Genomic DNA, 15,086 nt, shown 5'->3' with positions numbered 1-15,086 from the left:
TCAAACATTAGGGTGTATCATAAACGTTTTGCCCTGTCAGGGCGAAGCCTGCCAATCCCTGTGAGGAAGAGTGAGTAAAAACAAACTGTCCAAAGGTCAGCAACGTCGAGTCAGTGCCAACCACGATCGCCGCCTTAAGCAGCGCGCCGATAAGCCAGAACCCGACGACAGCCTGTTTGGTGAAGCGCGGGACGGCGTGGTGATCAGCCGTTTTGGTATGCACGCCGATGTGGAAGATGCGGACGGTTCAGTACACCGCTGTAATATCCGCCGCACCATCCGCTCGCTGGTGACCGGTGACCGCGTGCTATGGCGTCCAGGCCTGCAGGGTGGCGCGACCGTCAAAGGCATCGTGGAAGCGGTTCATGAACGCACTTCTGTCCTCACCCGTCCGGATTTTTATGACGGCGTGAAGCCCATTGCGGCCAACATCAACCAGATTGTTATCGTCTCAGCGATTTTGCCTGAGCTGTCGCTGAACATCATCGACCGTTACCTGATAGCCTGCGAAACACTGGACGTGGAACCGCTGCTGGTCCTGAATAAAACCGACCTGCTGGATGATGAAGGCCGTGCGTTTGTCGATGAGCAGATGGAAATTTATCGCCATATTGGCTATCGCGTTCTGATGGTCTCCAGCCATCAGAAAAAGGGGCTGGAAGAGCTGGAAGCCGCGCTGACAGACCGGATCAGTATTTTTGCCGGTCAGTCCGGCGTGGGGAAATCGAGCCTGCTGAATGCCCTGCTGGGGCTGGAGCTGGGTGTCAATGAGATCCTCACCAATGACGTTTCCGACACCTCCGGACTGGGGCAGCACACCACCACAGCCTCACGCCTTTACCACTTCCCGCACGGCGGCGATGTGATTGACTCTCCTGGCGTGCGTGAATTTGGATTGTGGCACCTTGAGCCGGAACAAATCACCCGTGGATTTGTCGAATTCCGTGAGTTTTTAGGTCACTGTAAATTCCGCGACTGTAAACATGACACCGACCCCGGCTGTGCCATTCGTGAAGCCGTTGAAAACGGCAACATTGATGCAGCCCGGTTCGAAAACTACCACCGTATTCTGGAAAGCATGTCAGATATGCAACTGAAAACGCGCCGTAGCTTCTCAGAAAACAGTGACTGAACCCGGCCCTGTCCGGTTCGCCGGGCAGGCAACCATAGCCTGAACGTCAGGGCACTGCTACAATTCGCCCCCTTTCTCTTTTGCTGTCTGATCAAGCCAGGAGGCTACTGTGTTGGATCGTCTTAAACTCGGCCTGAACGCCATTTTGCCTAAAAAAGGCCTTACTGAACTGGCCGGATGGGGCGCAGGCAAGCGCGGCGGCTGGCTGACCAAAGCCGTAATCGATACTTTTGTCTGGTACTACAAAGTCGATATGAGTGAGGCACAAAAGCCGCACACCGGCAGCTATCGTACCTTTAACGACTTCTTCGTCCGCCCGCTGCGTGATGAAGCCCGCCCGATTGAAACCGACCCGAATCTGCTGGTGCTGCCAGCCGACGGGGCTGTCAGCCAGTTGGGACACATTGAGGGCGACCAGATTTTCCAGGCAAAAGGCCATACTTATTCGCTGGAAGCGCTGCTGGCGGGCCAGTCTGCCATGGCGGATATGTTCCGTGACGGCGAGTTTATTACCACCTATCTCGCCCCGCGTGATTATCATCGCGTGCATATGCCGTGCAACGGTATCCTGCGAGAGATGATTTACGTACCGGGCGACCTCTATTCCGTTAACCCGCTGACCGCGCAAAACATCCCCAACCTGTTTGCCCGTAACGAACGTGTCATCTGCCTGTTCGATACTGAATTTGGCCCAATGGCACAAATTCTGGTTGGCGCGACCATTGTTGGCAGTATTGAAACCGTCTGGGCAGGCACCATCACCCCACCGCGTGAAGGCGTAATCAAACGCTGGAGCTGGCCGGGGGCCGATGAAGAAGGGGCGGTAGTGCTGCTGAAAGGTCAGGAAATGGGCCGTTTCAAGCTTGGCTCAACGGTAATTAACCTGTTCGCGCCGGGCAAGGTTAAACTGGCTGAAAGCCTGACGCCGGAAACCAAAACCCGTCTGGGGCAAACTCTGGCTATCGCACTGCAAAAAACCAGTGCCGAAGAAGTTTTACACCACTCATAGCGAATACGCATGCTACGCCTGATCCTTACTCTTTTGTTGGGCTGGAGCCTTCTCCAGCCCGCCTGGGCCACCAGCGCACCAGACGGCACGCAGATCAAGCAGTCGCTTGAGCAGGCGAAGTCTGACAAAACCACGCCGAATCAGGCGGAAACGGTGGAGGCGCTGCAGTCGGCGCTGAACTGGCTGGACGAGCTGCAAAAGTCGCAGGCTAATGCCAACGACTACCAGCAGGTGATCGACGATTTCCCCAAACTCTCCCGCGCTCTCCGCCAGCAGATAGTCGCCCTGGCGGATAATCCCAAAACGGTACGCAGCACCATGACCGCGCCTGAGCTGGACCAGGAGATCCTTCAGGTCAGCAGTCAGCTACTGGAAGAGGGACGCCAGGCACAGCAGGAGCAGGATCGCGCCAGGGAAATCAGTGATTCTCTGGCCCAATTACCGCAGCAGCAGACCGGGGCCAGACGCGCGTTAAGTGAGATTGAGCGCCGCCTTCAGGGTCAACCTGCCGCAGTGACGCCACTGGCGCAGGCCCAGCTGGCTGCCCGTCAGGCAGAGTCTGCCGCCCAAAAAGCCCGGGTGGACGAGCTGGAGCTGGCACAGCTTTCGGCCAACAATCGCCAGGAACTGGCCCGCATGCGCAGTGAGATCCACCAGCGCAAGTCCAGCCAGCTCGACACCTATCTGCAGGATCTGCGCAACCAGCTCAACAGCCGCCGTCAGCGCGAGGCGGAGCTGGCGCTGGAAAAAACCGAGCAGCTGGCGGAAAACAGCGGCGAACTGCCGAAGAACATCAGCAAGCAGTTCCGCGTTAACCGCGAACTCTCTGCGGCGCTTAACCAGCAGGCACAGCGCATGGACCTGGTCGCCTCTCAGCAGCGCACCGCAGTTAACCAGACCATCCAGGTACGTCAGGCGCTGAGCACCATTCGCGAGCAGTCGCAGTGGCTGGGGGTTTCTAATGTGCTGGGCGAGGCGCTGCGTGCGCAGGTCGCCCGCCTGCCGGAGATGCCCAAACCCCAGCAGCTCGATAGCGAGATGGGCCAGCTGCGGGTTCAGCGGTTACGCTATGAAGATCTGATCGAACAGCAGCAGCAACTGCGCCAAATCAAGCAGGATGACGGCACGCCGCTTACCGCCGATCAACGGCGGATCCTCGATGCTCAGTTGAAAACCCAGCGTGAACTGATCGGTTCGCTACTGTCCGGCAGCGACAACCTGATCCTGGAAGTCACCAAACTTAAAGTTGCTAACGGCCAGCTGGAAGACGCGCTGACGGAGGTGAAAGAAGCCACCCATCGCTATCTGTTCTGGACGGCGGATGTCAGCGCCGTGGGGCTTAACTTCCCGCTCGATCTGATGCGCGACCTGAGAAGCCTGCTGTCGCTGGATACGCTGGGGCAGCTCGGCGGCGCGATGGTGATGATGGTCACCAGCCGTGAAACGGTCCTGCCGGTTATCGGGGCTCTGCTGCTGGTTGGTTTCAGCCTCAGCTCACGCCGTCATTACCGCGACTTCCTCAACCGTTCCGCCAGTAAGGTGGGGAAGGTCACCCAGGATCGCTTTGGCCTGACCATGCGAACGGTATTCTGGTCAATCCTGGTGGCACTGCCGCTGCCGGTGCTGTGGATGGCGCTCGGTTATGGTCTGCAGCACGCCTGGCCCTACCCGATAGCGGTGGCGATTGGCGATGGCGTCACGGCCACGGTACCGCTGCTGTGGGCGTTTATGATCAGCGCCGGCTTTGCCCGCTCCAAAGGATTGTTCATCGTCCACTTCCGCTGGCAGCAAAACCGGGTGGCGAGGGCGATGCGTTTCTACAGCCTGTGCGTGGGCTTTGTTGTTCCACTGATTATGCTGCTGATTAGCTTTGATAATCTGGAAGATCGTCAGTTTTCCGCCACGCTGGGAAGGCTCTGCTTCATCCTGATTTGCGGCGCGCTCAGCCTGGTCACCGTCAGCCTGAAGCGTGCCGGTATCCCGCTGTATCTCGATAAAGAGGGCAACGGCGAGAACTTTATTAACAACATCCTGTGGAACCTGATGATTGGCATTCCGCTGATTGCCGCGCTGGCGTCCTGCATTGGCTACCTGGCAACGGCTCAGGCCCTGCTGGCCAGGCTGGAAACTTCCGTGGCAATCTGGTTCCTGCTGCTGGTGATTTATCACATCATCCGCCGCTGGATGCTGATCCAGCGGCGTCGTATCGCCTTTGACCGTGCCCGTCACCGCCGTGCTGAAATCCTCGCCCAGCGAGCGAAAGGAGAGGAGGAAGCTCCGGCTGCGCAGCATAACTCCGATACGCAGGAAGTGGATGAGCCGGTGATCGATCTGGATGCGATCAGTGCCCAGTCGCTGCGGCTGGTGCGCTCGATCCTGACGCTGATCGCGCTGGTTTCGGTGATTGTGCTGTGGTCGGAAATCCATTCAGCCTTCGGCTTCCTGGAGAACATCAGGCTGTGGGATGCCAGCACCACCGTGCAGGGTGTTGAGAGCCTGCAGCCGATCACCCTCGGCTCGGTGCTGATCGCCATTCTGGTGCTGATTATCACCACTCAGCTGGTAAGGAACATGCCCGCCCTGCTTGAGCTGGCGCTGTTGCAGCACCTAAGCCTGACGCCAGGCACCGGTTATGCCATCACCACCCTGACCAAATACCTGCTGATCCTGATCGGTGGCCTGATGGGCTTCTCAATGATCGGTATTGACTGGTCGAAGCTGCAGTGGCTGGTCGCCGCGTTGGGTGTCGGGCTGGGGTTCGGCCTGCAGGAGATCTTCGCTAACTTTATCTCCGGCCTGATTATTCTGTTTGAGAAGCCAATCCGTATTGGCGATACCGTCACTATCCGCGATCTCACCGGCAGCATCACTCGTATCAACACACGTGCCACCACCATCACCGACTGGGACCGCAAAGAGATTATCGTGCCGAACAAGGCATTTATTACCGAGCAGTTCGTTAACTGGTCCCTGTCGGACTCGGTGACGCGAGTGGTACTGACGATCCCTGCGGCTGCGGAAGCAAACAGTGAAGAGGTCACTAACGTGTTGCTGACCGCCGCAGATCGCTGCCAGTACGTGCTGGAAATGCCGCAGCCGGAAGCTTATCTGGTCGATTTACAGCAGGGGATTCAGCTGTTTGAACTGCGTATTCACGCGGCGGAGATGGGGCATCGTATGCCGCTGCGCCATGAGCTGCATCAGCTGATCCTGCGTGGCTATCAGGAACACGGTCTGGAGATGCCGTTCCCGCCGTTCCAGGTTCGGATGGAAACCCTCGGACGCAAAACGTCGACCGGCAATAATCCGCCAACGGCGAAAACGTATAAGTCAGGTGGGTTGTAGCAGAGAAAGCGTCAGGGGCCGGTAAACCAGCCCCAGAGCATGATGCGTTTAGCAGCGATCCACGGAGAAAGCGATCACTTCGCTGAGCTGCGAAGCCTTCAGCGCCAGCATCACAATACGATCCACGCCCAGCGCCACGCCGGAACAGTCCGGCATGCCGTGCGACAGGGCGTCCAGCAGATTGGTGTCTATCGGCTGCTGTGGCAGACCACGGGCGGCACGCTTGCGGTTATCCTGTTCAAAACGCTGGCGCTGCTCGCGGCTGTCGGTCAGTTCGCGGAAACCGTTTGCCAGCTCAATGCCTTTGAAGTAAACCTCAAAACGTTCCGCCACCCGGTGATCTTCCGTGCTGATTTCTGCCAGAGCTGCCTGGCTGGCCGGGAAGTGGTAGACGAAAGCGGGTTTGTCTTTGCCAATCTGAGGCTCAACACCCATCACAAACAGCAGTTGCAGCAACGTGTCGCGATCTTCTTCACGGTTCGCCAGATCGCCCACACCCAGCTTTTCAGCTACTTCGCGCATCTGCGTTTTGTCGGCAGAAAGTGGGTCAATCTCCAGATGACGGATAAACGCCTGCTGGTAAGAAAGAGTTTCCGCCGGGGCACAGTCCAGCACCTGCTGCAGCAGATCGTCCACCTCGTTCATCAGCCGGTACATATCGTAGTGCGGACGGTACCACTCCAGCATGGTGAACTCTGGATTGTGGTGACGCCCCGCTTCTTCATTGCGAAAGCTGCGACACAGCTGAAAAATCGGGCCACTGCCCGCCGCCAGTAGGCGCTTCATATGATATTCCGGGCTGGTCATCAGATAGAGATCCAACCCCTGCGCCGCGCCGGGGCCGACAAAGCGCGTCTGAAAAGGAAACAGATGGATATCGGTCACGGTGGCCTGGCTCATCGCCGGGGTTTCCACTTCCAGCACCCCACGATCGGCGAAAAAGCCCCGTATTTCAGCCATAATCGCCGCCCGCTTCAATAAATTGGCGATGGGCGCGCTCGGCAGCCAGCTGGCCGTATCGCTCATAATTCCTACTCCTCATTCAACAGGGTGAAGCAGTCTACCCGAGCAGGCACAGACAAACAAATCCACACGGATAAATTCAGCATCGTCCCTAATCCACCAGGCAGCAAGCAGAATGCTCTGGCAAAAACGCTGTGCCGATCCCGTTTTTGCCGTTTATTTCTTACCCAAATACCTGAGCACATCAAGTTTGCCCCTGAATGCCAGTTCTATACTGATGACCCTATAAAAGTGAGGGATTTTCCCTCTTCCTCGACTCTGACAGGGAGAATATCGTGCAAACCTTTACTGCCGATTTGGTGATTGTCGGTGCTGGCGGAGCTGGTCTCCGCGCCGCCATTGCTGCTGCTGAAGCGTACCCCACCCTTTCCATCGCGCTGGTCTCAAAAGTGTATCCCATGCGCAGCCATACCGTTGCGGCAGAGGGCGGTTCCGCTGCCGTTACCCAGTCCCATGACAGCTTCGATTTGCACTTTCAGGACACCGTTTCCGGTGGCGACTGGCTGTGTGAGCAGGACGTGGTGGACTACTTTGTCGAACACTGCCCGCAGGAGATGGCCCAGATGGAAGTCTGGGGTTGCCCGTGGAGCCGCCGCGAAGATGGCTCGGTTAACGTGCGCCGCTTTGGCGGCATGAAGATTGAGCGGACCTGGTTCGCGGCCGACAAGACTGGCTTCCATATGCTGCATACGCTGTTCCAGACCTCGCTGAAATATCCCCAGATAACCCGCTTTGATGAGCACTTTGTTCTTGATCTGCTGGTTGAAGATGGGGAAGCGCACGGGCTGGTAGCAATGAATATGATGGAAGGCACGCTGATCCAGATCCACGCAGGTGCCGTGGTGCTGGCAACCGGCGGTGCCGGGCGGGTCTATCGCTACAACACCAATGGCGGGATTGTGACCGGGGATGGTATGGGCATGGCACTGCGCCATGGCGTGCCGTTGCGCGATATGGAGTTTGTTCAGTACCACCCAACCGGCCTGCCGGGTTCGGGCATTCTGATGACCGAAGGCTGTCGAGGTGAAGGCGGCATCATGGTGAACAAGGACGGCTATCGCTACCTGCAGGATTACGGTATGGGGCCTGAAACGCCTCTCGGTCAGCCGAAAAACAAATATATGGAGCTGGGGCCACGGGATAAAGTGTCGCAGGCTTTCTGGCATGAATCTCAGAAAGGTCGCACCATCCATACGCCGCGGGGCGAGGTGGTATACCTGGACCTTCGCCATCTGGGCGAAAAAAAGCTGCATGATCGGCTGCCGTTTATCTGCGAGCTGAGCAAGGCCTATGTTGGTGTCGATCCGGTCAGCAGTCCGATCCCGATCCGCCCTACCGCTCACTACACCATGGGCGGCATCGAAACCAATGCGCAGTGCGAAACGCGCATTCGCGGGCTGTTTGCCGTGGGCGAGTGCTCTTCAGTCGGGCTGCACGGAGCCAACCGTCTGGGATCTAATTCGCTGGCGGAGCTGGTGGTCTTTGGCCGGCTGGCTGGAGAAGCGGCCGCCGCACGCGCGCTGGAGGCCCATAAAACTGCAACGGGGGGACTGGAGGCTCAGGCAAGGGATTGCGAACAGCGTCTGAAAGGGCTGGTTAACCAGCAGGGTGAAGAGACCTGGTCGGCGTTGCGCGATGAAATGGGGCTGTCAATGGAGGAAGGCTGCGGCATCTACCGCACGCCGGAGCTGATGGAGAAAACCATCGACAAGCTGGCAGAGCTGAAAGAGCGCTTCAGCCGGGTGCGCATCAGCGATACCTCCAGTGTGTTCAATACCCAGTTGTTATACAGCATCGAACTGAGCCACGGACTGGATGTTGCCGAATGCATGGCGCACTCAGCCTTCCAGCGTAAGGAATCACGTGGCGCACATCAGCGGCTGGATGAAGGTTGCACTACCCGTGATGACGCCAACTTCCTCAAACATTCGCTCAGCTTCTTCAATCCGCAGGGTGCGCCCACTGTCGCCTGGGATGAGGTGAACATCACCCGTATGCCCCCGGCGAAGCGTGTTTATGGCGCTGAATCAGAAAGTAAGGAGACGACCCAGCATGACTGAGTTACCGCGCTGCAAAATTGAGATCCAACGCTACAACCCGGAAGCGGACAAGGTGCCGCGCAGCGAGTTTTTTGACGTCCCCTGGGATGAGCAGACCTCGCTACTGGATGCGTTGGGCTACATCAAGGATAACCTCGCTTACGACCTCTCTTATCGCTGGTCCTGCCGGATGGCGATTTGCGGCTCTTGCGGCATGATGGTCGACAATGTACCGAAGCTGGCCTGCAAGACCTTCCTGCGCAATTACCCGAAAGGGATGCGCGTGGAGCCGCTGGCGAACTTCCCCATCGAGCGCGATTTGATCGTGGATATGAGCCGCTTTATCGAGAGCCTGGAGGCGATCAAACCTTACATCATCGGCAACGGCCAGAATGCACAGAGCGGCCCCGGTAAACAAACCCCCGCACAGATGGCGAAGTATCACCAGTTCTCCGGCTGCATCAACTGCGGACTGTGCTATGCCGCCTGCCCGCAGTTCGGGCTGAATCCGGAGTTTATCGGTCCCGCCGCCATCACCCTGGCGCACCGTTACAATCTCGACAGCCGCGATAACGGCAAACGTCAGCGTATGCCGCAGCTGAACGGTGATAACGGCGTCTGGCCTTGTACGTTTGTTGGTTACTGCTCGGAAGTCTGTCCGAAGCACGTTGACCCGGCAGCGGCAATTCAGCAGAGCAAAGTGGAAAGTTCGAAAGACTTTCTGATTGCCACCCTCAGGCCGCAATAAGGAGTGCAAGATGACCTCGAAACGCAATGCTTACCATCGCCCGGTCACCGCCAGCTGGTGGCAGAAATCGGGTTTCTACCGTTTCTACATGCTGCGTGAAGGTACCGCCGTTCCGGCGCTGTGGTTCAGCGTGGAACTGATTTTCGGCTTGTTTGCCCTCAAACGCGGCCCTGAGAGCTGGGCGGTGTTTGTCAGCTTTCTGCAGCACCCCATCGTACTGCTGCTGAATCTGGTAGCGCTGGCCGCCGCGCTGTTGCACAGCAAAACCTGGTTTGAGCTGGCTCCCAAAGCCTCGGTGATTATTATCGGAGATAAAAAGATGTCGCCCACACCGGTGATCAGAGGACTGTGGGCAGTGATGATTGTGGTCAGTATCGTGGTGCTGGCCGCCGCCTTTCTTGCGGAGAAACTATGAAAACATTAAGCCGTTCTGATGAGCCTCTGTTCTGGGGCCTGTTTGGTGCCGGAGGCATGTGGGCAGCCATTGTCTCTCCGGTGCTGGTATTACTGATCGGCGTGCTGCTGCCTGCAGGTGCCGGGCCACAGGCGCTGAGTTATGAGCGCATCCTTGGTTTTGCTCAGAGCTGGCCCGGACGCGGGCTGATTTTCCTCGCTATTGTGCTGCCAGTCTGGTGCGCCCTGCACCGTCTGCATCACACCATGCATGATATAAAGATCCACGTCCCGGCCGGGAAATGGGTTTTTTACGGCTTTGCCGCCATCCTCAGCGTGGTCACCGCCATCGGCGTCATTACCCTGTAAAATTCGGGCGGCTTCCCGGCCGCCTGCTTAAAACCGCCTATACTCAAGCTATTCAAACGCAAAGGAATAGCTTATGTCTCTGTGGAAAAACATGACGGCAGGTGTTGGTGCTCTGCTCTCCGTGGCCTGTAGCACCACCCCGCCGGAAGGCGTGACCCCTGTTGCAGGATTTAATGCCGATCTCTATCTGGGAAGCTGGTACGAGATCGCCCGGCTGGATCACAGCTTTGAGCGCGGGCTGGAACAGGTAACGGCCACCTACAGCAAGCGCGACGACGGCGGCCTTAAGGTGGTTAACCGGGGTTATAACATACAGAAACAAAGCTGGCAGGAAAGCGTCGGCAAAGCGTATTTTACCGGTTCCCCCAGCCAGGCCTCACTGAAGGTCTCTTTCTTCGGCCCCTTTTATGGCGGCTACAACGTGATCGCGCTCGATCACGATTACCAGAACGCACTGGTCTGCGGGCCGAACAGAAACTATCTGTGGATACTGTCAAGATCGCCACAGATCTCCCCACAGGTCAAAGAGGAGCTGACCAGCAAAGCCCGTCAGGCCGGTTTTGATGTGAACAAACTGATTTGGGTGAAGCAGAAGGGATAAAACAGAGCCGGTGCTGTGACAGCACCGGCATTGAGATTACTGAGCGCTTCTCTGAATAGCCTGTCCGCCGGCTGACACATCTTCACCCACGCCGCGCGTGGTATTACAGGCTGTGAGCACCGAAGAAAGCACCAGAACAGAAAGGATTGCAACAATACTTTTCTTTAACATGACAATTTCCTTTTTACCAGAAGTAGAGTACGGCGTATTAAGCATAGCCGTAATTCTGCCGGATGCGCCGGATGCGCATAGCAAAAAGAAAATTTAAGAGTTAGAGTCAGTTGGCTGCGTGGGAGATTGCACCACCGAGGTGCTGGACGTCCTCGCCAAATCCGTGAAAGGTGTTGCAGGCGCTCAGTGCGCAGGTCATCAACAATGCCGCTGTAATCAGTTTAATCCAGTTCATCATCTGGTCAGGCTCACATCATTAAAGAAAAGGGCCTGAAAATCAGGCCCGATCGCTGTTCCGGCTTATTTTACGCGAGAAACGTATTCACCAGAACGGGTGTCAACTTTGATCACTTCACCAATCTGCACGAACAGTGGCACTTTCACCACGGCACCGGTAGACAGGGTAGCTGGTTTACCGCCGGTACCGGCAGTATCCCCTTTCAGACCTGGATCGGTATCAACGATCTCCAGCTCCACGAAGTTTGGTGGTAACACCTGGATCGGCTTGCCGTTCCACAGGGTCACGATGCACTCTGCATTGTCCAGCAGCCATTTGGCCGCGTCACCCACGGTTTTCTCTTCAACAGGGTGCTGTTCGAAGGTTTCCGGGTGCATAAAGTGGTAGAACTCACCATCGTTGTACAGGTAGTTCAGGTTGGTATCCACCACGTCAGCGCCTTCTGCAGAGTCGGTAGACTTGAAGGTTTTCTCAACGCGGGTACCGGTCAGCAGACGGCGCATTTTCACGCGAGCAAATGCCTGGCCTTTACCGGGTTTAACGAACTCGCTTGATTCGACAGCGTAAGGTTCGCCTTCGAACATGATTTTAAGACCGGGACGGAAATCGTTGCTAGAATAAGTCGCCATAAAGGCCCTCTACAATTTAATACTGGTACTTAGCCAAAAAAATGGCACACATTGTAACCCTAAATACCCCTTCGCGAGAAGAATGGTTGCATCAACTTGCAGATGTAATCACCGATCCAAATGAATTACTGCAACTTTTAGGCCTCGATTCGCACCCGGAGCTGGCGGCGGGCAATGATGCACGTCGACTTTTCGCCCTGCGCGTCCCGCGGGCCTTTGCGTCCAGAATGCAAAAAGGCGATCCACAAGATCCTCTCCTGCTGCAGGTGATCACCCAGAGTCAGGAGTTTGTTGATGCTCCGGGTTACAGCACCGATCCGCTCGATGAGCAGACCAGCGTGGTGCCGGGTCTGTTACATAAATATCGTAATCGTGCGCTGTTGCTGGTCAAAGGCGGCTGCGCCGTCAATTGCCGCTACTGTTTCCGCCGCCATTTTCCTTACTCGGACAACCAGGGCAACAAGCGCAACTGGCAGCAGGCCCTGGAGTATATCCGACAGCAGCCAGAACTGGATGAGATTATTTTCTCCGGCGGCGATCCTTTAATGGCAAAAGACCATGAACTGGACTGGCTGATCGCTCAGCTGGAGCAGATCCCACACATTAAACGCCTGCGGATCCACAGTCGCCTGCCAGTCGTGATCCCTGGCAGGATCACCTCTGCCCTGTGTAAACGGCTGGCGGGATCGCGCCTGCAGACCCTGCTGGTGACGCACATCAACCACGCGCAGGAAATTGACCAACAGCTGCAGGATGCTCTGCAACAATTAAAACATGCAGGCGTGACGCTGCTTAACCAGAGCGTACTGCTGCGGGGCATCAATGACAATGCTGCAACGCTGGCAGCGTTAAGTAATGCGCTGTTTGATGCGGGCGTACTGCCCTATTATCTGCACGTGCTGGATAAAGTACAGGGTGCGGCGCATTTCTACGTTTCAGATGAGGAAGCGCGGGCGATTATGCGTGAGCTGCTGACTCAGGTTTCCGGCTATATGGTTCCGAAACTGGCGAGAGAGATTGGTGGTGAACCCAGCAAAACGCCGCTGGATTTGCAGCTGCGCCAGGTTTAATCCCCCTGAAGGATAAAACAACAGGGACGGATCAGCGATCCGCCCCTGCCTTAATTCACCGTTATTCCGCGCCATCACTGGCTACAATGCGGTCTTAAGGACACTTGTAAACCTGGCCAGTCATTTTGCTGTCCAGCGGTGCGAAGCTTGACCAGATGTTCTGGGTTGGGCTGGTTGCACCATAAATCACGTTACCGCCCATCTCTGCTGCCCTGTTGCGCAGGTCGTTTGCCGCACCGCGCAGAGAGCTGCTTTCACCGCCGCCAGCACCGCTCAGCCAGTTGCTCTGTGAACCGGTCAGGTTGCCGAGCAGCTGGCAATTGGCTGCAGGCTGTTTATCCGTAAAGGTGACACCCTCACCCGCAGAACTCAGTGTTTTAGAGCTGCTACAGCCTGCCAGCAGCAGCGCTGCCACAGAGAGTCCCAGCAAGACGTTAATCCGCATTTTATTCCCCATTATTATCATCAGAGTCATTCCTGATCGTACCGGACATCCCGGTCTTGTCATAAGCATCCATTGCTTAACTTGCGATAAATCGTTGTTCAGGTTGGTTCTTGCGCTCTTACTTATACTATTTTCCCCCCAAAAAGAAAAACCCCCTGTCAGAGACAGAGGGTTCTTTTTTACAAGGGGGAGGGATTACATCATGCCGCCCATACCACCCATGCCGCCCATGCCGCCGCCAGCACCTAAGTCCGGAGCGTCGCCTTTCGGCAGATCGGTCACCATACATTCGGTGGTGATCATCAGGCCAGCAACGGACGCTGCGTACTGCAGAGCAGAACGGGTCACTTTGGTTGGGTCCAGGATACCGAAGTCGATCATGTTGCCGTACTCTTCGGTCTGTGCGTTGTAACCGTAGTTACCTTCGCCAGCTTTCACCATGTTAGCCACAACTGAAGGCTCTTCACCGGCGTTAGAAACGATCTGACGCAGTGGAGATTCCATCGCGCGCAGCGCAACTTTGATACCCACGTTCTGGTCTTCGTTCTGACCGGTCAGACCTGCCAGTACCGCAGCAACACGCACCAGCGCAACGCCACCACCAGCAACCACGCCTTCTTCAACCGCAGCACGGGTAGCGTGCAGGGCATCTTCAACGCGAGCTTTCTTCTCTTTCATTTCAACTTCAGTTGCTGCGCCCACTTTCAGTACGGCTACGCCGCCTGCCAGTTTAGCCACGCGCTCCTGCAGTTTTTCACGGTCGTAATCAGAAGTTGCTTCTTCAATCTGCTGGCGGATCTGAGTTACACGGCCAGAGATAGTCGCTTCTTCACCCACGCCATCAATGATGGTGGTGGTGTCTTTGCTGATGGTAACGCGCTTAGCCTGACCCAGGTCTTCCAGAGTCGCTTTTTCCAGCTCCATACCGATCTCTTCAGAGATCACGGTACCGCCGGTCAGAACCGCGATATCCTGCAGCATTGCTTTACGACGGTCGCCGAAGCCTGGTGCTTTCACCGCAGCCACTTTAACGATGCCGCGCATGGTGTTAACCACCAGCGTTGCCAGAGCTTCACCTTCAACATCTTCAGCGATGATCAGCAGAGGCTTGCCGGCTTTCGCCACGGCTTCCAGTACTGGCAGCATTTCGCGGATGTTGGAGATTTTTTTGTCCGCCAGCAGGATGAACGGAGATTCCAGTTCTACTGCGCCGGTTTCTGGCTTGTTGATGAAGTACGGAGACAGGTAGCCACGATCGAACTGCATACCTTCAACCACATCCAGCTCGTCCTGCAGGCCGGTGCCTTCTTCAACAGTGATAACGCCTTCTTTGCCCACTTTTTCCATTGCCTGAGCAATCAGGGTACCCACAGACTCATCAGAGTTTGCGGAGATGGTACCAACCTGAGCAATCGCTTTAGAGTCGGAGCAAGGAACGGAGAGTTTTTTCAGTTCTTCAACGGCGTGAATAACGGCTTTATCGATCCCGCGCTTCAGGTCCATTGGGTTCATGCCCGCAGCAACGGCTTTCAGGCCTTCGTTAACGATAGACTGAGCCAGTACGGTTGCGGTGGTGGTGCCGTCGCCTGCAGCGTCGTTCGCTTTAGAGGCCACTTCTTTCACCATCTGTGCACCCATGTTTTCGAACTTGTCTTCCAGCTCGATTTCACGTGCAACAGAAACACCATCTTTAGTGATGGTCGGTGCACCAAAAGATTTATCCAGAACCACGTTACGGCCTTTCGGGCCCAGGGTAACTTTTACTGCATCTGCCAGTACGTTCACACCACGCAGCATTTTTACGCGCGCGTCATTACCGAATTTTACGTCTTTAGCTGTCATTTTCATTATCCCTTAAATTCGTTTCGTTCAGT

General features: G+C 56.3%; 15 protein-coding genes. 9 read left to right on the top strand and 6 right to left on the bottom strand.

Annotated elements, in window-relative coordinates:
* Positions 1 to 70: 70 nt before the first annotated feature.
* The 3 genes from rsgA (at position 71) to mscM (ending at position 5,486) form a co-directional block, all read left to right on the top strand.
* Complete coding sequence (gene rsgA, locus GSQ70_RS25400; RefSeq protein ID WP_158785114.1) at positions 71 to 1,132, top strand: small ribosomal subunit biogenesis GTPase RsgA; 1,062 nt, start codon at positions 71 to 73, stop codon at positions 1,130 to 1,132.
* Between the two features lie 109 nt (positions 1,133 to 1,241).
* Positions 1,242 to 2,141, top strand: a complete 900-nt coding sequence (asd, locus tag GSQ70_RS25395; RefSeq protein ID WP_158785113.1) for an archaetidylserine decarboxylase — start codon at positions 1,242 to 1,244, stop codon at positions 2,139 to 2,141.
* Positions 2,142 to 2,150: 9 nt separating this feature from the next.
* Positions 2,151 to 5,486, top strand: coding sequence for a miniconductance mechanosensitive channel MscM (gene mscM, locus GSQ70_RS25390; RefSeq protein WP_158785112.1), 3,336 nt, complete (start codon positions 2,151 to 2,153; stop codon positions 5,484 to 5,486).
* Between the two features lie 48 nt (positions 5,487 to 5,534).
* On the opposite strand, the gene epmA is transcribed toward mscM, so the two are convergent.
* On the bottom strand, positions 5,535 to 6,512 hold the full coding sequence (gene epmA, locus GSQ70_RS25385) for an elongation factor P--(R)-beta-lysine ligase (RefSeq protein WP_158785111.1): 978 nt from the start codon (positions 6,510 to 6,512) through the stop codon (positions 5,535 to 5,537).
* Between the two features lie 272 nt (positions 6,513 to 6,784).
* Here epmA and frdA point away from each other — a divergent pair, with 272 nt between their 5' ends.
* The 5 genes from frdA (at position 6,785) to blc (ending at position 10,659) form a co-directional block, all read left to right on the top strand.
* Entirely contained in the window at positions 6,785 to 8,569 is a 1,785-nt protein-coding gene (frdA, locus tag GSQ70_RS25380; protein WP_158785110.1) for a fumarate reductase (quinol) flavoprotein subunit, read from the top strand.
* The gene (locus tag GSQ70_RS25375; protein WP_158785109.1) at positions 8,562 to 9,296 is read left to right on the top strand and encodes a succinate dehydrogenase/fumarate reductase iron-sulfur subunit; all 735 of its coding nucleotides are present in this window, start codon (positions 8,562 to 8,564) and stop codon (positions 9,294 to 9,296) included. The genes frdA and GSQ70_RS25375 overlap by 8 nt, the downstream gene beginning before the upstream one ends.
* Before the next feature lie 10 nt (positions 9,297 to 9,306).
* Positions 9,307 to 9,711 (top strand): fumarate reductase subunit FrdC, encoded by a 405-nt coding sequence (frdC, locus tag GSQ70_RS25370; RefSeq protein WP_158785108.1) that lies wholly within the window; start codon positions 9,307 to 9,309, stop codon positions 9,709 to 9,711.
* Entirely contained in the window at positions 9,708 to 10,058 is a 351-nt protein-coding gene (gene frdD, locus GSQ70_RS25365; RefSeq protein WP_158785107.1) for a fumarate reductase subunit FrdD, read from the top strand. Before frdC ends, frdD begins: the two co-directional genes overlap by 4 nt.
* 73 nt (positions 10,059 to 10,131) lie before the next feature.
* Complete coding sequence (gene blc, locus GSQ70_RS25360; protein ID WP_158785106.1) at positions 10,132 to 10,659, top strand: outer membrane lipoprotein Blc; 528 nt, start codon at positions 10,132 to 10,134, stop codon at positions 10,657 to 10,659.
* Between the two features lie 36 nt (positions 10,660 to 10,695).
* Here blc and GSQ70_RS25355 read toward each other — a convergent pair whose 3' ends face one another.
* The 3 genes from GSQ70_RS25355 to efp all read right to left on the bottom strand — a co-directional run bounded on the left by GSQ70_RS25355 (position 10,696) and on the right by efp (position 11,697).
* On the bottom strand, positions 10,696 to 10,830 hold the full coding sequence (locus GSQ70_RS25355; RefSeq protein WP_158785105.1) for an entericidin A/B family lipoprotein: 135 nt from the start codon (positions 10,828 to 10,830) through the stop codon (positions 10,696 to 10,698).
* Between the two features lie 106 nt (positions 10,831 to 10,936).
* The gene (locus tag GSQ70_RS25350) at positions 10,937 to 11,068 is read right to left on the bottom strand and encodes an entericidin A/B family lipoprotein (RefSeq protein ID WP_158785104.1); all 132 of its coding nucleotides are present in this window, start codon (positions 11,066 to 11,068) and stop codon (positions 10,937 to 10,939) included.
* Positions 11,069 to 11,130: 62 nt separating this feature from the next.
* The gene (gene efp / locus GSQ70_RS25345; protein ID WP_158785103.1) at positions 11,131 to 11,697 is read right to left on the bottom strand and encodes an elongation factor P; all 567 of its coding nucleotides are present in this window, start codon (positions 11,695 to 11,697) and stop codon (positions 11,131 to 11,133) included.
* Positions 11,698 to 11,738: 41 nt separating this feature from the next.
* On the opposite strand from efp, the gene epmB reads away from it, so the two are divergent.
* Complete coding sequence (gene epmB / locus GSQ70_RS25340) at positions 11,739 to 12,767, top strand: EF-P beta-lysylation protein EpmB (protein WP_158785102.1); 1,029 nt, start codon at positions 11,739 to 11,741, stop codon at positions 12,765 to 12,767.
* A 94-nt stretch (positions 12,768 to 12,861) separates the two neighbouring features.
* Here epmB and GSQ70_RS25335 read toward each other — a convergent pair whose 3' ends face one another.
* Positions 12,862 to 13,212 (bottom strand): DUF4156 domain-containing protein, encoded by a 351-nt coding sequence (locus GSQ70_RS25335; protein WP_158785101.1) that lies wholly within the window; start codon positions 13,210 to 13,212, stop codon positions 12,862 to 12,864.
* 195 nt (positions 13,213 to 13,407) lie between these two features.
* Positions 13,408 to 15,054: a chaperonin GroEL gene (gene groL, locus GSQ70_RS25330; RefSeq protein ID WP_158785100.1), complete on the bottom strand. Its 1,647-nt coding sequence runs from the start codon at positions 15,052 to 15,054 to the stop codon at positions 13,408 to 13,410.
* Between the last annotated feature and the right edge of the window lie 32 nt (positions 15,055 to 15,086).

It is taken from the genome of Pantoea sp. BAV 3049, from assembly GCF_009765445.1.
Taxonomy (GTDB): domain Bacteria; phylum Pseudomonadota; class Gammaproteobacteria; order Enterobacterales; family Enterobacteriaceae; genus Erwinia.
This window is presented reverse-complemented; position numbering and strand designations above follow the sequence as displayed.

Bases quoted from the DNA above. Each gene is read 5' to 3' on its own strand.
- GSQ70_RS25375 (WP_158785109.1), top strand. From the start codon at position 8,562: ATGACTGAGTTACCGCGCTGCAAAATTGAGATCCAACGCTACAACCCG.
- frdD (WP_158785107.1), top strand. From the start codon at position 9,708: ATGAAAACATTAAGCCGTTCTGATGAGCCTCTGTTCTGGGGCCTGTTT.
- frdC (WP_158785108.1), top strand. From the start codon at position 9,307: ATGACCTCGAAACGCAATGCTTACCATCGCCCGGTCACCGCCAGCTGG.
- epmA (WP_158785111.1), bottom strand. From the start codon at position 6,512: ATGAGCGATACGGCCAGCTGGCTGCCGAGCGCGCCCATCGCCAATTTA.
- efp (WP_158785103.1), bottom strand. From the start codon at position 11,697: ATGGCGACTTATTCTAGCAACGATTTCCGTCCCGGTCTTAAAATCATG.
- blc (WP_158785106.1), top strand. From the start codon at position 10,132: ATGTCTCTGTGGAAAAACATGACGGCAGGTGTTGGTGCTCTGCTCTCC.
- GSQ70_RS25335 (WP_158785101.1), bottom strand. From the start codon at position 13,212: ATGCGGATTAACGTCTTGCTGGGACTCTCTGTGGCAGCGCTGCTGCTG.
- groL (WP_158785100.1), bottom strand. From the start codon at position 15,054: ATGACAGCTAAAGACGTAAAATTCGGTAATGACGCGCGCGTAAAAATG.
- GSQ70_RS25350 (WP_158785104.1), bottom strand. From the start codon at position 11,068: ATGATGAACTGGATTAAACTGATTACAGCGGCATTGTTGATGACCTGC.
- epmB (WP_158785102.1), top strand. From the start codon at position 11,739: ATGGCACACATTGTAACCCTAAATACCCCTTCGCGAGAAGAATGGTTG.
- GSQ70_RS25355 (WP_158785105.1), bottom strand. From the start codon at position 10,830: ATGTTAAAGAAAAGTATTGTTGCAATCCTTTCTGTTCTGGTGCTTTCT.
- mscM (WP_158785112.1), top strand. From the start codon at position 2,151: ATGCTACGCCTGATCCTTACTCTTTTGTTGGGCTGGAGCCTTCTCCAG.